General features: G+C 48.6%; 13 protein-coding genes. 9 read left to right on the forward strand and 4 right to left on the reverse strand.

The annotated features are described in order from the left end of the window. The first annotated feature begins 9 nt into the window (after positions 1 to 9). The 4 genes from ACTJJS_RS16575 (at position 10) to ACTJJS_RS16590 (ending at position 7,687) form a co-directional block, all read left to right on the forward strand. Positions 10 to 1,728, forward strand: a complete 1,719-nt coding sequence (locus ACTJJS_RS16575; protein WP_440664518.1) for a SusD/RagB family nutrient-binding outer membrane lipoprotein — start codon at positions 10 to 12, stop codon at positions 1,726 to 1,728. 32 nt (positions 1,729 to 1,760) lie between these two features. Further along, positions 1,761 to 2,657 carry a hypothetical protein gene (locus ACTJJS_RS16580; RefSeq protein WP_440664520.1) on the forward strand — a complete coding sequence of 299 codons (897 nt, stop codon included), beginning with the start codon at positions 1,761 to 1,763 and terminating at the stop codon, positions 2,655 to 2,657. A gap of 489 nt (positions 2,658 to 3,146) precedes the next feature. Further along, complete coding sequence (locus ACTJJS_RS16585; protein ID WP_440664521.1) at positions 3,147 to 6,245, forward strand: SusC/RagA family TonB-linked outer membrane protein; 3,099 nt, start codon at positions 3,147 to 3,149, stop codon at positions 6,243 to 6,245. A 59-nt stretch (positions 6,246 to 6,304) separates the two neighbouring features. Next, the gene (locus ACTJJS_RS16590) at positions 6,305 to 7,687 is read left to right on the forward strand and encodes a SusD/RagB family nutrient-binding outer membrane lipoprotein (protein ID WP_440664522.1); all 1,383 of its coding nucleotides are present in this window, start codon (positions 6,305 to 6,307) and stop codon (positions 7,685 to 7,687) included. Positions 7,688 to 7,852: 165 nt separating this feature from the next. Here the strand turns inward: ACTJJS_RS16590 and ACTJJS_RS16595 are convergent, their stop codons facing one another. Next, entirely contained in the window at positions 7,853 to 9,016 is a 1,164-nt protein-coding gene (locus ACTJJS_RS16595; RefSeq protein ID WP_211092571.1) for a TlpA disulfide reductase family protein, read from the reverse strand. 68 nt (positions 9,017 to 9,084) lie between these two features. Further along, a complete protein-coding gene (gatB, locus tag ACTJJS_RS16600; RefSeq protein ID WP_440664523.1) occupies positions 9,085 to 10,536 on the reverse strand; it encodes an Asp-tRNA(Asn)/Glu-tRNA(Gln) amidotransferase subunit GatB in 1,452 nt (483 codons plus the stop codon). Positions 10,537 to 10,642: 106 nt separating this feature from the next. Between gatB and ACTJJS_RS16605 the strand changes: the two genes are divergently transcribed. Further along, positions 10,643 to 12,025: an aldehyde dehydrogenase gene (locus ACTJJS_RS16605; RefSeq protein ID WP_440664524.1), complete on the forward strand. Its 1,383-nt coding sequence runs from the start codon at positions 10,643 to 10,645 to the stop codon at positions 12,023 to 12,025. Positions 12,026 to 12,123: 98 nt separating this feature from the next. Here the strand turns inward: ACTJJS_RS16605 and ACTJJS_RS16610 are convergent, their stop codons facing one another. Beyond that, entirely contained in the window at positions 12,124 to 13,134 is a 1,011-nt protein-coding gene (locus tag ACTJJS_RS16610) for a PDZ domain-containing protein (RefSeq protein ID WP_440664526.1), read from the reverse strand. Between the two features lie 185 nt (positions 13,135 to 13,319). After that, a complete protein-coding gene (gene alaS, locus ACTJJS_RS16615) occupies positions 13,320 to 15,941 on the reverse strand; it encodes an alanine--tRNA ligase (protein WP_440664527.1) in 2,622 nt (873 codons plus the stop codon). A gap of 198 nt (positions 15,942 to 16,139) precedes the next feature. On the opposite strand from alaS, the gene ACTJJS_RS16620 reads away from it, so the two are divergent. From ACTJJS_RS16620 to ACTJJS_RS16635, 4 genes are all read left to right on the forward strand, one after another. Next, positions 16,140 to 16,307, forward strand: a complete 168-nt coding sequence (locus ACTJJS_RS16620; protein WP_168870564.1) for a hypothetical protein — start codon at positions 16,140 to 16,142, stop codon at positions 16,305 to 16,307. Then, the gene (locus tag ACTJJS_RS16625) at positions 16,294 to 17,265 is read left to right on the forward strand and encodes a peptidoglycan DD-metalloendopeptidase family protein (RefSeq protein WP_168870563.1); all 972 of its coding nucleotides are present in this window, start codon (positions 16,294 to 16,296) and stop codon (positions 17,263 to 17,265) included. Before ACTJJS_RS16620 ends, ACTJJS_RS16625 begins: the two co-directional genes overlap by 14 nt. A gap of 141 nt (positions 17,266 to 17,406) precedes the next feature. Beyond that, complete coding sequence (locus tag ACTJJS_RS16630; RefSeq protein WP_246496235.1) at positions 17,407 to 17,913, forward strand: MerR family transcriptional regulator; 507 nt, start codon at positions 17,407 to 17,409, stop codon at positions 17,911 to 17,913. 16 nt (positions 17,914 to 17,929) lie between these two features. Beyond that, on the forward strand, positions 17,930 to 18,424 hold the full coding sequence (locus tag ACTJJS_RS16635; protein WP_168870562.1) for a thioredoxin family protein: 495 nt from the start codon (positions 17,930 to 17,932) through the stop codon (positions 18,422 to 18,424). Positions 18,425 to 18,491 lie beyond the last annotated feature (67 nt).

The raw sequence follows: 18,491 nt of genomic DNA on the forward strand, positions 1-18,491 counted from the left end.
ATTGAACCGATGAAAAGACTAAGCAGTATAATTTTAGCTACGCTCGTTGTAGTGACGGGATGTACTAAGGGGTTTCTGGATATCAACAAAGATCCTAACAACCCTTCCACCGCATCATTGAGTTTACTACTAACAGGTGCGCAGCAGGGGTTGGCATATGATCTGGGTTTTACCAATGCTGCCCGTGGTGCGAATGGTCTTACGGAAGTGCTGGCGGTATACACTCACCAGATAGTGGTGAGGGAGAGCCAGGACCAGTACGGGGCCACCGGTATATCCACTGATCTTAACGGCGCATGGTCGTCTTTTTACAGCGCGCAGGCGGTAAGCGGTCTCCCTGACTTTATCGGGATGCTGCAAAACGTGGATGTGCTGATTACGCAAGCTTCCGCCAACAACGCCCGCCATTATGCCGGTATTGCGAAGTTGCTGAAAGCGTATGGTTTTAGCCAGTTTGTGGATGCTTTTGCAGACGTTCCTTTTTCGGAGGCCAACCAGTTTGCGACTAAGGGTACCCGCTATCCGAAATATGACAAGGGCGCAGATATTTATAAGCAATTGTTCCCGATGATTGACGAAGCCATTGCTGATCTACAAACAGCCAACGGTGTGTTGGAACCGGGTAAAGATGATTTGTACTATGGCGGCGATGTGAAAAAGTGGATTAAGTTTGCCAATACGCTCAAATTAAAATTGTACAACCAGGTGCGCCTGGTGCAGGACGTGTCCGGACCGGTCAACCAGTTGATCAGTAGCGGTAACCTGTTCAGCCAGACGAGCGACGGGTTTATGATGAAGTATACATCACAGGTGGCGCCCGATGACAGAAACCCGGGTTACAGTGAATATTATGCTACCCAGAAGACGCATTATATCAGTCCCTGGTTTTATGAAATCCTGAAAGGGTACAACCCCAGGTTGTTCACAGGTATTAAGGACCCTCGTATTCCGTATTATTTTTACAATCAAAACTCCAAGGCAGGCGGTTCCCAGAACCCCACAGAATATCGTGACTCTGCCTTTATTTCCATCTATTTCGGGTCTACCGGTACCAACAAAGGTGCTTCGCAGGATAACAGCATGACGGTATTCGGGCTGTATCCGGTGGGTGGTCGTTATGATGCCGGTGATGCAGTAGTGGTAAATGCTGGCAGTGGTACCGGTGCGGCGCCTTTAAGGATGCTTACTTATGCTGATGTGCTTTATATAGAAGCAGAGCTGATGAATGTTGGTCTTGTGGCCGGTGATGCCCGTAAGAAGCTGTCTGACGCGATCGATGAGTCCTTCAAGCAGGTGGATTTTGTTGCGAACCTTGCCAAAGGCGGACAAAATGTGCCGACCATTGTAGGCACTGCTTCTACCACTTACCGGAATGCCGTGCTGGGCGTATATGATGCCAGGACTACCGCTAAAGACAAGCTGGAAATCATCATGACGGAAAAATGGATACAAGCCTTCGGGTTTAGCTGTGATACTTATTCAGATTACCGGCGTACTGGTTTCCCGGTATTATTTAATCCAAATGATCCGACGATGGCTCCTGGTGGTTTTGCGCAGCCTCCTATTTTGGGTAATCCCACACTGCCGCCTCCGCAGGCTAAGGTGCCGGTCGCCCTGGGCAGGAATTATCCGCTTTCGCTGCCATGGCCCAATGTTGATATACAGGTGAATCCCAATGCCCCTGCGCAGAAGCAGCCGGATATCACTCCCGTATTCTGGGATAAATAACATCCACATTCACGGATCCAAAAAAAGTAAGTATGAAGAATAAGATTATCTATATAACAATGTTGGCGGTTGGCGTGGTGATTTTTTATGCCTGTCGGAAGAATGATAACCCGAAGCTGCCGGATGGTGTTAGTAACCGTCAGGTGCCGCAGTTGACACAGGATAAAAGCAAAGCCGTGCTGATCCAGTCAGACAACCTGCCTGATTTTAGTACAGCCTTCAACGTGGCATTGTATTTTCCGACCGGCGTACAACCCAAAGCCACGGACGTAGTGGTGGCGATGAATGGGAAATACAACAATGTGAAGGTGTTGCAGGGCGGCATTGGTTCGTTGCCCACCACGGTGACTATGACCGGAACGCAGCTAATGCAGCTGTTTGGTCTCGGCGCCAACAGCCTTAAGGCGGGCGATTATTTTGAAGTGACCACTAATTTTACCATGAATGACGGTACGCAGATACATGGGTTTGGGGATACGGTTACTTTGTCAGACGGCACTAAACGTTACCTGCGTCCTTATGGCTCCGATGTGCTGAATTCAGCAGGTCTGATCCGGATACTGACCTATACTAAGGTATGCCCGTTGATAGTAAAAACTTACCTGGGAAGTATGACGGTGGATGATCCTGGTGTTACAGAAAGCACTTATCCGGTGACCGTATCTGTTAATCAGGACAGCACGATATTTACCTTCACCGGTTGGGCAGGCCTTGCGGGAGTGCCTGTGACGGCCACATTTGACAAGGCCAGTTATAGGTTTACCATGGCTAAACAAAAGATCGCAGACCTTTTCCAGGGATATCATAATCTGACGGTTTCGGGCAATGGGCAGATCAACCCTTGTGATACTACTATTGTATTGAATGTTACCACTGAGGTGGATGAAGGAAGTTTCGGCAGTAATGTGACAACTTTATCCAAGCCTTGATATTAACAAAGAAAGCAATTAACAGAAGCGCGTCATCCGTAAGGGTGGCGCGTTTCGCGTTAATACACAGATGGTTTAACTTATCAAGAATTATTTAGGCGCAAGCTAATTTGTTAAAAATATTACCTTCGCTTAGTAGAAAATATTTTTTTGTTTTTATATCTTGTGTCCGTTTTTAAACAAAAATTAACATTTTAAACAAAAATCAAAATCTGATTATTACCAAATCTGAATTCAAGGAAAGTATTAAATACCAAATCTGAATTAAGAATTAAAATTGAATTGTGTGATGTTGTAACCCGTTACTTACAGGCTTTGCTTATGATGCGTTAGAATCCTATGCTGTGGAGTAGTGTACCTAATGCCGATGCTGTGCATTTAGACAACTCGTGTACCACCTGCGTTTTCCCGGAATGATGTTAAGCACCTAGTAATCCAACGACCCTGTGTTTTAGGTTAACTGAAATATTTATCAAATCTAAATTGCTTATGAAAAGAGGACTACTCTTGTGGCTGCTCGTGGCCATTAGCGTCATGCATGCTGCTGCGCAGACGCGAACGATTACTGGTACAGTAAAAGATAGCAAGGGTAACTCCCCTATCCCGGGAGTTTCCGTGGCTGTCAAAGGTAAAGGTACCGGCACTTCCACCGGTCCGACCGGTACTTACAAGCTCCAGGTTGCTAACGGTACTACGTTGGTATTTTCATTCATCGGTTACACTGCCCAGGAAGTAGTGGTAGGCGATCAAAACGTAGTTGACATCACCCTGGAAGAGGATAAAAAACAACTCAATGAGGTAGTAGTGACCGCGTTGGGTATTACCAGGGAAAAGAAAAGCCTCGGTTATGCCGTACAGTCGGTGAAAGGCGAAGACCTGGTACGCGCTGGTGAAAACAATATCATCGAGTCGCTCTCTTCCAAAGCTGTAGGTGTTCAGGTAATTGGTTCCGGTGGTACTCCTGGTGCTTCCGCCAAAATCCTGATCCGTGGTAACTCTACCTTCACCGGGGATAATCAGCCGCTGATCGTAATTGACGGCGTGCCCATCGACAACTCCACCAATTCCACTGTGGCATTGACTTATCCGTACAATGCCAACCTGGCTGGTGTAAACAACTCCAACCGTGCATTGGATATCAACCCTGATGATATCGCCTCTGTGACTGTACTGAAAGGTCCCTCTGCTGCTGCATTATATGGTGCACGTGCAGGTAACGGTGCTATCGTGTATACCACCAAAAGAGGTAAAGCCGGTGGTGTGCGTGTGACTTATGACTTCAACGCTGCTTTTGATAAAGTAAGCCAGCTGCCTAAAGAACAAAATATTTATGCACAAGGTGCTTATGACGCTAACGGTGTACCTGTTTACCTGCCTAACTATACGCCTGGTGTAACCCCTTCCGTTTCAAGCTGGGGCCCTAAAATCAGTTCCCTGCCTGGTGTTAAAGTTTATAACAATACCAAAGACTTCTTCCGTACAGGAACCAACTATACCCACAACATTTCCGCGACTGGTGGAAATGAGGTGTCTACTTACCGCATCTCCCTGGCCCGTACAGACCAAAGCGGTATCGTTCCCAATACTAACTTCTATCGCACATCTGTTCGTGCCAACTTCGATTCAAAAGTTACACAGCGCCTGACGGTGAATGCCTCTATGAGCTACACTGCTACAGAAGGCACTAAAGCGCAGAACGGTAGCAATACCTCTGGTGTGATGTTGCCGCTGATGAGAACTCCTGTTACCTATAACCTGAAAGATTATGTGAACAAAGACGACGGTACTAACAGAAACTTCTACAGTCCTTACGATAATCCGTATTGGACAACAGAGTTCAACCCGTTCAAAGATAAGATTGACCGTTTTGTGGGTAATATCGGCGCTAATTTCGAAATCAACAGCTGGTTGAAAGCTACCTATAAATTAGGTGCTGATATTTATGCAGATGGCAGAAAGCAAGTGTTTACCCTGGGTTCCAATAATAACCCCAATGGTATGATCGAGGAAAACACCATCAGAAGCAGACAGTATTATTCTGATCTGATCCTGAGCGGTCACAAAGAATTTAACGAGAAGTATTCTATCACTGCCAATGTTGGTGGTAACCTGACCCAAACAAGTTTACAATCTTTGTATGGCCGTGGCACAGACCTGGCTATGCAGAACTATAACAACCTCGGCAATGCTTCCACTCTGTATGCTGATGAAACGCTTACTTTCCAGCGCTCTTCTGCATTGTTCTACGACGTACAGTTTGGGTATAAAAATATTGTTTTCATTGGTACTACCGGTCGTAATGAGTGGGCTTCCACTTTCTCTGAGGCAGTAAAAAACAATTTCTTCTATCCTTCTGTTAACGCATCATTTGTGTTTACAGACCTGCTGCCAAAGAACAGCATCCTGAGCTATGGTAAGTTGAGAGGTGCCATTGCCCGCGGTGGTCTCGCCCCTACAGCCTACTCTACCAAAACTTACTATGTAAAGCCTTTCTTTGCTGATGGCTTTACCGATGGTAACTCTTTCCCTTACAAAGGTCAGACAGGCTTCATCTACAACAACGTTTTCGGCAACCCGAACCTGAAAGCACAGACCGCTGTTGAAAAAGAAGTCGGTTTGGATGTAAAACTGTTTGATGGCCGTATTGGTATTGAAGCTACTTACTACAATAAGAAAACTTCTGACCTGTTGGTTTCTAAGCCACTGGCTGGTTCTTCTGGATTCCAGAAAGTATTGGCCAACACTGGTTCAATGGTAAACAAAGGATGGGAAATCGCCCTCTCCGGTGATGTGATCCGTTCTAAGGACTTCAACTGGGGCGTGAACATTAACTTTACCAGAAACAAAAACGAAGTACTGGAATTAGGTCCAAACGTTACCGAAATCGATGTTGAACCTGCCTTTGCTTCTATCGGTTCCTTCGCTATCGTGGGTCAGCCTTATGGAGCACTTTATGCTTCCAAATGGCAGCGTACCGAGAAAGGAGAGTTGATCATCGGTGCAAACGGTCTGCCTATCGTAGCTGATGAACGTGGTAACATCGGTAATCCCTTCCCGGACTGGACCGCTGGTGCAAGATCTACTTTCAATTATAAAGGCATTACACTGGGTGTTCTTTTTGATATCCGTCAGGGTGGTAAAATATGGAACGGTACAATTGCGAGAATGCATCAGTTAGGCAGGACCGCTGAATCTGCTGACAGAGAAAGGACCTATGTTATTCCTGGTGTAACTGACGATGGTACTGGTAAAATGGTGCCTAACACCAAAGAAATCACGGCAGAAAAATACTTCAAATCTTACTTGGGCGACGGCGCCGGTTCTGCAACAGAGAACGCTGTTTTCGACGGTTCCTGGGTACGTTTGAGAGAAGTGTCCCTGTCTTACCGCTGGAATTTCAAAGGACAGAAAATACTGCGTTTTGTTGAGCTCACCGCTTCCGGTCGTAACCTCTGGTTATCTACCAAATATCCTGGCGTAGATCCTGAAACCAGCCTGACTGGTGCAGGTTCTAACCTGACTGGATTTGACTACTTTAATAACCCGGGTACCAAATCTTACGCAATTGGTCTGAAAGTGGGCTTATAGTAGTGTAATAAAGTGAGATTTTAGCGATACTAAATTTGGTAAATACTAATAACGAGATAATGAAAAAAGCCATCATAGCATTAACACTGCCCTGCGTCATGCTTGCTACTTCCTGCAGCAAGTTTGTTGACGGGTATGAAACTTCTCCCAATAACACGACCAAAGCCACGGGGCCATTAGTGCTCTCCGGCGCGGAACTGGGATTGATGTCAGTTTATACGGGAACGCCTGCACGCGCTGCCGCCATTTTAACTCAACAGTTAGGTGGTACCGCAGATCAGATGCTGGCTTATGACATGTATGATATCAAAGAAGGAGATGCCAACAACGACTGGAATAATATCTTCAACAACATCATACAGCCTTGTAATGACATCATTGCCAATTACAGCGAGGGAAATGCTCATAACAAAGGAATAGCCCTGATCGTAAAAGCAATGGCCCTAGGCGTTGCTACAGATTTGTGGGGTGATATCCCTGCAAAGGAAGCAGGTATGGGCATCATCAATGGTAATTTCACACCTAAATACGATGCGCAGAAAGACGTGTATACTTATATACAGTCTCTGTTGGATGACGCTATTACAGCACTGAAAGAGGGCAAGCCAGACATCCGCGAAGTAGGCGCAAACGATTTCTTTTTTGAAGGAGATCTAGACAATTGGACAAATGCTGCTTACATTCTGAAAGCAAGATATGCTATCCACCTGTCTAAGAAGAATCCTAGCGACGCAGCTACCCAGGCGCTTGCAGCATTAGCACATGTGACAAAAAATGCGGCTGATCTGCGTACCGTATATGGTACTCCAACTAACGAAAACAACCAATGGTATCTGTTTAAGAGTGGCCGTGCTGCACTGCTCAGAATGGGCGCTAATCTGGTTAACATGATGAATGCCAGCAACGACCCTCGACTCAGCGTTTATGCTGATACTGCTAAAGGTGGTGTCTATAGAGGAGCAGCACCTGCTTCTGAAGATCTGGCCGCTTCCAAAATCGGTTCTTATATGGCAGGTCAGACAGCACCTATCACATTGGCTGGTTATGCAGAAGCAGCATTTATCAAAGCCGAAGCCAACTTTATCCTGGGTAAAAAAGCCGAAGCCGCAGCAGCTCATAATGAAGCGGTGTTAGCACACGTTAAAAGCGCTACAGGCAAAGACGCGCCTGCCGCTTTCGTGACTGCTTATGCCAGCGAAACAGATGCTACCATTACTCTGGAGAAAATCATGAACCAGAAGTATGTTGCACTGTTTGCGCAGATTGAATCATATACCGACTGGCGCCGTACAGGATTCCCGGTACTTACCCCGAACCCTGACAACGTGTTGAACAAACCGGCTATTCCCCGCCGTTTCCCTACTGATATCAACGAACGTCTGTACAATCCAAACGCAGTACGTGTAACTGATATCCTGAAACCAGTATGGTGGGATGAATAATCACCAACATCTCTTTTCATAAAGCTGACAGGCTGACCATTATTGGTCAGCCTGTTTTTTTATCCTTCCGGTGATATTGTTGGTACTCCTGACATATCCCCCAAATACAAAGGGCTGGCCTTAAACGGGCCAGCCCTTTGCGTTGATCAATATAATCGGAAGATATTATTTCAATACTTCTTTCAATTTCGCTATCAGCTCATCGCCTCTGAGATTGCTGGCGATTACTTTACCCTGTGGATCGAGCAGGAAGTTGGTCGGGATAGCGTTGATACCATACAATGGCACTACGGAAGAATCCCAGAACTTCAGGTCGCTCACATGGTTCCAGGCGAGGCCGTCTTTTGCGATGGCTGCGGTCCACTGGTCTTTGGTTTTGTCCAGTGATACGCCAAGTACCGTGAAGTTTTTGCCTTTGAACTGCTGGAAGGCTTTTACCACATTAGGGTTTTCTTCACGGCAGGGGCCACACCAGCTGGCCCAGAAATCGAGCAAAACATATTTGCCGCGCATGGATTTCAGGCTGATCATTTTACCGTTAGGATCGGGAAGCGTGAAATCAGGGGCTTCCATGCCTACTTTTACAGCGGTAGCTTCTTCGTCATCGCCGCCGGCTGCATCACCATTGGTCAACTGGTTGTTTTTTTCCAGCTCCGCGATTTTGTCGGTCATGCTTTTTACCAGCGTGTTTTTCGGGAAGCGGGTAGTTAAACCGGTGATGGTTTGTTTATGGGAGATGATTTCTTCCGGGTTTCTTACCTGGCTGATAGCAAATACGGCGTTGGCCGGATTTTTTGTTTTTTCAGCCATGGTGAAGAATTCCTGTTCGAAATCCTTTTCTTTTTTCTGGATAGCGGCCAGCTGTGGCTGGAATACGCTGTCGGGCACTTTGGCGCCGTGGAGGCTGTCCACTTTGCGCATTTCTTCCGTCAGGGCGATGGACTGCTTGCTGATGTCCTGCAGGAACTGCTGCAGTTCGGAAGTAGCTTCAGAGCCGCTTACTTTCAGCGCTTCGAGGTTGTTGACGTCCCCTTCGAGTTTCATATCACCGGCATCGAGCGAGAGCAGGATGAATTTGCCGTTATCAAAGCGGATGCGGTAGAGCCCTTGTTCCGGCACCATGCCTTTCAGGGTAAATTTACCGCTGGCATCTTTTACGCTGGTGGAATCTACCACTTTCAGGTTGTCCAGCGTCAGTTCTTCCAGTACTACAGGTCCGAGGGGGAGATTGGTAAAATGTCCCTCAATTTTAAACTCTCCCTTTTCCGTTTGTCCGGCACATCCGGCCAGGAAGGCGGCTACGGACATCCACAATAAGTATTTTTTCATGCTACTGATTTTTTATCGTTTTCTGAGCCTTTCAACTGTCAATATTAGCTAAATATCTTCAAAGCGGCCTATCCTTTCAGTTTTTCTGCCAGCAGCTCGTTGGTAAGCCGTGGGTCGGCCTTGCCTTTGGACAGTTTCATCACTTCTCCCACAAACAGCGACATCAGGCCTTTTTTACCACCGCGGAAGGCGGCTACCTTGTCGGGGTATTTGGCCAGCACCTCATCAATAATGGGGCTGATATTGTCGGCATTGGTGTCTTGCAGGAGATTGAGCCGGGTGGCGATCGCCAGCGGGTCTTCGGTGGTGGCGCTGATCATCTCCGGTAATATCCTGGAAGAGGCGATGGAGAAGCTTACTTTTCCGCTGTCGGTGAGGTGGATCAGCGCTGCCAGGGCTGCCGGGGTGACCGGGAACTGCGAGATGTCCGTCGAATGTTCGTTGAGCCATGATTTTACAGGGCCCAGCATCCAGTTGGCAGCGGCTTTATACTGTGTGGTGATCCCGGTGAGGCTTTCAAAATAATCTGCAGTGCCTTTGTCATCGCAGATGACGCGGGCATCGTATTCCGGCAATCCGTATGTTGTCGTATATTTTTGGACCAGTTCTTCCGGCAGGGCGGGCAAAGTGGCCCTGATAGCGGCAATAAACTCATCGGTGAGATGGAACGGCGCCAGGTCCGGCTCGGGGAAGTAACGATAGTCGTTCGCTTCTTCTTTGGAGCGCAGGGAGAAGGAGCTGCCGGTGGCTGCGTCGAAGCTGCGGGTTTCCTGTATCAGGGTGCCGCCGGCTTCCAGCAGGTCTATCTGTCTTTTTACTTCATTATCAATGGCCCGCTTCACGTTGCGGATGGAGTTCATGTTTTTTACTTCCACCTTGGTACCCAATGTGGTAGTGCCTTTGATGCGTACGGAGATATTGGCGTCGCAGCGCATGCTGCCTTCTTCCATATTGCCGTCACATACGCCGAGGTAACGCACGAGCCGCCGCAGCTCGGTCAGGTAGGCGTAGGCTTCGTCGCTGGTATGCATATCAGGCTCGCTCACGATTTCCACGAGGGGCACGCCGGCGCGGTTGTAGTCCACGTAGCTGTTGGCAGGGTCCTGGTCGTGCAGCAGCTTACCGGCATCTTCCTCCAGGTGGATACGGTTGAGCTGAATCTGCCGGCTGCCGGCTTCTGTGACTACTGGTACATACCCCCCTTTGCAGATGGGGGCGGTATGCTGGGAGACCTGGTACCCTTTGGGCAGATCAGGATAGAAGTAGTTCTTACGGGCGAAATAATTATCCTTTTCTATTTCGCAATGACAGGCGAGGCCCAGTTTAATGGCATATTCGGCTGCTTTGCGGTTCATCCGGGGCAAGGTACCGGGATGTGCCAGGGAAATGGCGCTGATATGTGTATTGGGCGCCCCGCCGAAGGCAGCACTGTCACTGCAGAACAGTTTGCTGTCGGTGAGCAGCTGGGCATGCACTTCCAGCCCTATCACTGTTTCATATTTACTGTAGATATCGCTCATAATCCGTACTGATTATCGCAAATATATTCAAATAATGCTGGGTTTCCGACCTATTTCATGCCCGGAAATGCCTAACTTGAGACAGATAAAGGTTAAATTTTACCCTATGATCAGCAATGCCCAGATAAGTCAGCTGTACAATGCCCAGCATGATTATTTCGATTCCGGTGTTACCCGCCCCTATGCCTTCAGAAAAGCGATGCTGCAAAAACTGAAAAAAGCTATTCAGCGGTACGAGCCCCGTATCCTCGAAGCGTTAAAGCTGGACCTCAACAAACACCCGCTGGAAGCGTATAGCAGCGAAGTGGGATTCCTGTATGAAGAGATTGCTTATATAGCGGCCAATCTGAAACAGTGGATGGAGCCGGAAGTGGTGACTTCCCCTTTTGTGACGTACCCCAGCAGCAGCCGTGTATACCGCGAACCGTTGGGACTGACGCTGATCATAGCACCCTGGAATTATCCTTTTATGCTTCAACTGAGCCCGCTGGTAGGCGCTATCGCAGGGGGCAACTGTGCCATTCTGAAGCCTTCTGAACTGGCGCCGCATACGGCGACGGTGATCGCCGACCTGATCAAAGAGACATTTGACCCGGCTTATATTACAGTGGTGGAGGGAGACGGCAGTACCGTGATCCCGGCATTGATGGCTTTCCGCTTCGATCATGTGTTTTTTACCGGCAGCATTCCTGTGGGCAAAAAAATTATGGAGATGGCGGTGCCACACCTCACGCCGGTTACGCTGGAGCTGGGCGGCAAGTCCCCTTGTATCGTAGATGAAAAAGTGAATATAAAAGTGGCGGCTAAACGAATTGTCTGGTCTAAATTCTGGAACGCCGGACAAACCTGCGTGGCGCCGGATTACCTGTTGGTGCATCATAAAATAAAAGAAGAACTGACGGCGGCGCTGAAAGCTGCTATCGTGGAGTTCTTTGGAGAAGATCCTGCTGCCAGCAAGGATTACGCCCGGATGATCAATACCCGCCGCTTCGATGCCGTAGCTGCCTATCTGAAAGAAGGACATGTGCTTTATGGGGGGCAGACAGACCGCGATCAGCGTTATATCGCCCCTACCCTGCTGGAAGACGTGGAATGGGACGATCAGGTAATGCAGGAGGAAATCTTCGGCCCGGTATTGCCTATTCTGACCTTTGAAACGTTGCCGCAGGCGATCCAGGCGATTAAGAAAAACCCTTATCCGTTGGCGTTATATGTCTTCACCAAAAGCAAAAAAACAGAAAACGCACTGATAGAGCAGGTGCGCTTTGGCGGTGGTTGTGTCAATAATGCGCTGGTACACCTTACCAATCCTGAGCTGCCCTTTGGTGGTGCTGGCTTCAGCGGTATGGGACAGTACCATGGCCGGTATAGTTTCGAGACGTTCACCCATGCGAAAGGTATGCTGAAAACCGGTACCTGGTTGGACGTGCCGGTAAAATATCCTCCGTTTAAAAATAAACTCGGCCTGTTGAAGAAGATCATGAAATAAAGTTTTCCCCCCGGGGGGTGACGATATAAAAACGAAGAGGCTGACCACGCAGGTCAGCCTCTCGTCTGTATAATTAAACCCAAAAGAAAAGTCTTGTTTTAAAGGTCAGCCGTGTGCAGTTTTTTCGGGACCTTGATGTCAATGGTCTGTGTCTGACCATTTCGTTTAATCGTTGCCGTTATAGTTCCCTTATCGCGGTTGGCGCGATAAAGTTCTGCCACGTCATGTGCTGATTTTACGGGGCTGCCGGCCATGTCCGTGATCAGGTCATTGACTTTGAAGCCTGCTTTTTCGGCGGGAGAGCCAGGCGCCATATTGATCACCTGCGCACCATTATCGTCATCGGTGTCCTGCACCTGGATACCAAGTTTTACGCCGTCATCGGCCCTGTTAAAATCAAAGCCCAGGCCTTGTCTGTTACGGGGCATGGGAAATGTGAACAGCTCGCTCCTTCTGCGGGGAGCGTTGAAGATGCCGCCAAAAGAATCCTCTTTCCTTTCGTCCAGCGTAACGCTTGCTTTGTTTTGTTTGCCATTGCGTGTATACGATACCGTTATTTTGTCACCGGGTTTGAAATGGCCGATGGTTTCAAACAGCGCTTTGGGTTCGTTGATGACTTCATCATTGATTTTTGTGATGGCATCTCCTACTTTGATGCCTGCTTTGTCTGCAGGGCTGCCGGGGGCGACGGATTTCACGGTGGCGCCTACGGCAGTGGTTTTTTCGGTGATAACGCCCAGTACGGCTTTATTACCGGTAATGGGAAGTCCTTCGCCTTCCTCTTCATCATTGTTAAAGAGCTGGATCTCATCACGGGAAGGCCCGTTGTCAAAGCTGAAGTTGTTACCATTCATGGGGGTAATGCGCCGGCGGAAAACGGAGATGTCAGGATTGTTGTACTGGTCCATCTTTTGGCCGTCCAGCAGGATGCTGCCGTCTTTGATTTCCACGGTCACCTTTCCGCCTTTGTTGCTTTTGTTTTTGATGACGATTTCATCATACTCGCCCATTTTATCTTTTGCTGAAGCACCCGGACTTTGTGCGGTGGCTACGCTTACGGCGAGGCAACTGAAGCCTGCCAGGGTAAAATTTCTGAGTACGTTTTTCATATGCCAGTTTGATTTTTGAGTGTTACAAAATTAACCGGGGCAACAGGAAAGAAAAAGTTAAAACTGGCCGTCAGATGACGGCAGTCACCAGAGGAATTGTTAAAATTTGCCCCGGGGGCTAAGATAGTGCATAAAAAAGGCTGACCCAAAAAGGTCAGCCTTTTCCGTTGACAAGCGAAATATATTTATCCGATGATGGCTTTCACAGCAGCTATCACCTGGTCCAGTTTATCTGCTTCCTGTCCGCCTGCGGTAGCAAAGGATTTCTGGCCGCCGCCACCGCCTTTGATCAGCGGGGCTACTTTTTCCTTGATGATTTTAGGCGCTTCCCAGCCTTTGGCTGCCACCAGTTCATCCGCGATACTGAGGGCCACGCTGGCTTTGCCGCCGATGTTGGCTGCAAACAGCAGCACATGGTTGGGGATATCGTTTTTCAGCTGGAGGGCCAGTTGTTTAAGGCCTTCCGCGTTGCTAACGTTTACCACCTGCCCGAGGAAGTTGACGCCGTTGATGTCCTGGGCCTGATCACGCAGGCTGGCGGCGAGCTGGCGTACTTTTTCCATTTCCAGGGCTTCCAGTTGTTTTTCGAGGGAAGACTTGTCCTGCACCAGTGTTTCCACTGTTTTTACCAGTTCTTTCGGATTTTTCAGCGTGTTTTTGATCTCTTTGAGCTGTTGCAGCTGTTCGTTCACAAAAGCTTCCGCTTTGGCGCCGGTAACGGCTTCCACGCGGCGTACGCCGGCAGCTACCGCACCTTCAGATACAAACTTGAACAGGCCCAGTTCGCCGGTAGAGGCTACGTGGGTACCGCCGCAGAGCTCTACGCTGTAAGCCGGGTCCATGACCACTACCCTTACCACGTCGCCGTATTTTTCACCGAAGAGCGCCATGGCGCCGAGCTTCAGGGCTTCTTCCTTGGGCAGTTCCCTGATCACCACCGGAATATTCTGGCGGATTTTTTCGTTGACGATCGCTTCGATCTGTGCCAGTTCTTCGTCGGTCACTTTAGCGAAGTGGGAAAAGTCAAAGCGCAGGTTCTCAGCGTTCACCAGGGAGCCTTTTTGTGCCACGTGCGTACCTAACACCTGGCGCAGCGCGGCGTGCAGCAGGTGGGTAGCGGAGTGGTGACGGGCCGTATTATGACGTTTGTCTTTGGCGACGGTCGCTTTCACTTTTGCTGCCGGGTTAGCAGGTAGTTTATCGGTGAAGTGAATGATCAGGTTATTTTCTTTTTTGGTATCGGTAACATGTACGATCTCATCATCGAAGTGGAGGATGCCGGTATCGCCTACCTGTCCGCCGCTTTCCGCATAGAAAGGGGTCTGGCCCAGCACCAGCTGGAACTGTTCTTTTCCTTTGGCTTTTACGGTACGGTATTTCAGCAGTTTGGTGATGCTGTCCAGTTGTTCGTAGCCGATGAACACGGAATCCGGTGTTTCGTCGAGTATTACCCAGTCGCCGGCGTCTACGGCAGTCGCGGCGCGGGAGCGGTCTTTCTGCTGCTGCATGGCGGCGTCGAAGCCTGGCTCATCTACTGTAAAACCTTTTTCAGAGGCGATGAGGGTAGTAAGGTCGAACGGAAATCCGTAAGTATCGTATAATTCGAAGGCAGTCTGGCCGTCAATGGCTTTGGTGGCCGCCTGTTGGTGCATAAAGTCTTCGATCCGGCGGATACCGCTGTCGAGGGTACGCAGGAAGTTGTTCTCTTCTTCAAATACTACTTTCTTCACAAAGTCCACCTGCTGTTGCAGTTCGGGGAACACGTGAGAGAACTGGGCGGCCAGTACCGGCACCAGGTCGTGCAGCAGCGGCTTCTTCACGTCCAGGAAGGAGAAGTAGTAACGGACTGCCCGGCGTAGGATGCGACGGATCACATAGCCGGCACCGGTGTTGGATGGCAGCTGACCGTCGGCAATGGTGAAGGAGATGGCGCGGATATGGTCGGCGATTACGCGGAAAGCCACATCTTTGCGGGTGTCGGTGCCTTCATATTTTTTGCCGGTGAGCTGTTCGGTGATATGGATGGTGCCCATGAACACGTCGGTGTCGTAGTTGGAGGTTTTGCCCTGCAGTACGCGTACCAGGCGTTCGAAGCCCATACCGGTGTCCACGTGTTTGGCAGGCAGCGGCTCGAGGGATTTGTCTTTCAGGCGGTTGAACTGCATGAACACGTTGTTCCATATTTCGATCACCTGCGGGTGGTCGGCATTGACGAGCGTTTTACCGTCTATGGCGGCTCTTTCGTTGTCGGGGCGGCAGTCTACGTGTATTTCGGAGCAGGGGCCGCATGGACCGGTGTCTCCCATTTCCCAGAAGTTATCTTTTTTATTGCCCAGCAGGATACGGTCTTCCGGAACATGTTCTTTCCAGAAGTTAAAGGCTTCCTCGTCTTTAGGCAGGTTTTCGCTCGCATCTCCTTCAAAAACAGTGACATAGAGTTTGTCTTTCGGGATTTTGTACACTTCTGTCAGCAGTTCCCAGCTCCAGGCGATGGCTTCTTTCTTGAAGTAGTCGCCAAAGCTCCAGTTGCCGAGCATTTCGAACATGGTATGGTGGTAGGTATCGATACCTACTTCTTCCAGGTCGTTATGCTTGCCACTTACGCGAAGACATTTTTGCGTGTCCGCCACCCGGGTGTGGGCCGGCGTTTGGTTGCCCAGAAAGTAGTCTTTGAACTGGTTCATGCCCGCGTTGGTGAACATCAGGGTGGGATCGTTTTTGATCACGATAGGGGCAGAAGGAACGATCTGGTGTCCTTTTGACGCAAAAAAATCCAGGAATTGCTGTCTAATCTCAGATGCTGTCATAAATATGGATGCGAGTTAATATGTATTTTTGTTGCCATGTAACAACGAAAAACAGGCGTTTCTGTATTGTGTTTCAAGCCATTATAAAGTAGTTAGAAAATTGACATTCAAAAGGTTGATGTTTTAATCTAATTACATTAGGTTTGTGCGCCTTATTTTCCGACGGTTTACAGGGAGTGCAAAAATATTGAAACCTGTATGATTATTCAAAACAGGTTGTGTTACCCGGCAAAAAAGTTAAGGTGGACAGAAAATATTGCAAAAACAGCCATCCGCTTGTTTGGACCTCATGAAAATAAAATTGCTGGAACAGCGTTCACTGCTGTAGGTCAGCGTAAAGTACACCCGGTGCATGAAGAAGGTTAAATATTTTTACAACACCCAAACATTAAAATATGAGAAGCTCGTAGTATCGCTGCGGGTGAAGATCCTGAGGATACTCGGGTTTGTGTCTGCTGCTATCGTTACCGGGGCGATCTTTCTGTCGGTGGCCTACCGGGTGGTGGATTCTCCGAAGGAAAAGTCGTTGCGCCGCGACCTGGAAGGGATGAAGGAAAAATATGAAGCTTTACAGGGCCGTATGAAAGAGGTGAAAGGGAAACTGGCCGAACTGGAAGAACGGGACAATGAAATTTACCGGGTGATATTTGAGGCCTCTCCCATCCCCGACAGTGCCCGGGAAGGCAAAATCAACCGCGATGAAGAGGCTGCCCAGCTGCAATCCTTTGCCAGCAGCGAAATCATCGCTTCTACGGGCATCCTGCTGAAAGAGCTGACCAACCGTATTAAATCCCAGGAAAAATCTTACGACGAGATCGATAATCTCGTGAAAAATAAACAGCAGATGCTGGCTTCTATTCCGGCCATACAGCCAGTGGCCAACAAGGACCTGAAACACATCGCTTCCGGTTTTGGATATCGTATCGATCCGATCTATAAAACCATGAAGTACCATGCGGGCCTCGACTTTGCGGCGCCCAGCGGCACGCCTATCTATGCTACCGGCGACGGTACCGTGGAAGAAGCCAGCCTGAGCGACGTAGGATACGGTAACCATGTGATCGTACGGCATGGATATGGTTATAAAACATTATATGGACACATGTTCCGCATGAAGGTGAAGGCCGGCCAGTCCGTCAAACGTGGCGATGTACTGGGCTGGGTAGGCAGCACCGGTAAATCCACCGGTCCGCACTGCCACTATGAAGTCATTAAAAATGGCGAGAAAGTTGACCCGGTGTACTTCTTCTTTAATGACCTCACTCCCGAACAATTTGACCGCATGCTGAAGATGGCCAGGTCCGGTAACCAGTCTTTTGACTAATATCCGGCGCTGTTAGTGCTTAGGTTTTAACGTGTTGTAACAGGTAAATGATATTTTTCCGGAGGATAAAAGCTGCATGCTTGCCATGAAAAGCTTAACTTCATTCCCGTAAAGAATATTTTTCACCGTTTTTTACCATTTATGCAACAGTTAGACCTCTTTTCCACACCTGGAACTCCCCACCCGGTACCGGAGACTGCGGGAGGCACTGTCAAAGCAAAAGTGAAGAAGACCATAGTTGTACCCAGATTACCTGGTAAAAAGCGGGGACGTAAATCATTGAAAGAGGTATCGGAAGACCCAGACTTGATTATGGAGTTGGACAAATTAGTGCTGGACAAGCAATATTATTCAATCAGTGAGGTAGCTGCCATGTTCCGGGTAAATACTTCGCTGATACGTTATTGGGAAAATGAATTCGATATTCTTCAACCCAAAAAGAACAGAAAGGGGGACCGGCTGTTCCGTCAGGAAGACATCCAGCACCTCAAACTGATCTACCATTTGCTGCGGGAAAGAAAATATACCATCGAAGGCGCCAAACAAAAATTGAAGGAAGATCTCAAACTGGCCGCCCGGAATTTCGAAATGGTACAGGCTTTGCTGAAGGTACGTGGTTTTTTAACCGAACTGAAAGATCAATTATAAAAACATGATTATGCGCTTGAAAACATTACTCCTGGGAGGCGGCCTGCTTTTTTCAACAATGGCCTGGGCACAGAATGGAAACGATAAAGTGATGAAAGGCAAAATTGAAATGAAGTCCCTGATGCAGGACCAGTCTACCGATTGGTTTTATAAAGGGGTGAACAGCTATCAGCCCAACGACAATATGCTCAACTACATCAAAGCCAATCGCACCAACTACAACCTGGTGGTGGTAATGGGCACTTGGGACGAAACCAGCCGCAAAGTGGTCCCTGAACTGTATAAAGTAATGATCACTGCCGGCAGCCCGGAAGACCAGGTACTGATGTTTGGCGCTGACCAGAAAATGCAGACAGATGCTCCTACTGACTATAAAGTGAAAAAACTGCCTACCGTGATCGTTTTCCGCGATGGCAGTGAAGTAGGCCGTATCGTAGGCTCTCCGAAAGAATCTATCGAAGGGGACCTGTCCCGCATCCTGCTGAACAGCTCCAAGAAGGAAAAAGAATAGCCCACTAAAGAACTTCTTCGTGAAAAGGCCCGTTGATACTGCATCAACGGGCCTTTCTCATTCAGGA

This window comes from Chitinophaga sp. 22308 (assembly GCF_052045305.1).
GTDB lineage: Bacteria > Bacteroidota > Bacteroidia > Chitinophagales > Chitinophagaceae > Chitinophaga > Chitinophaga varians_A.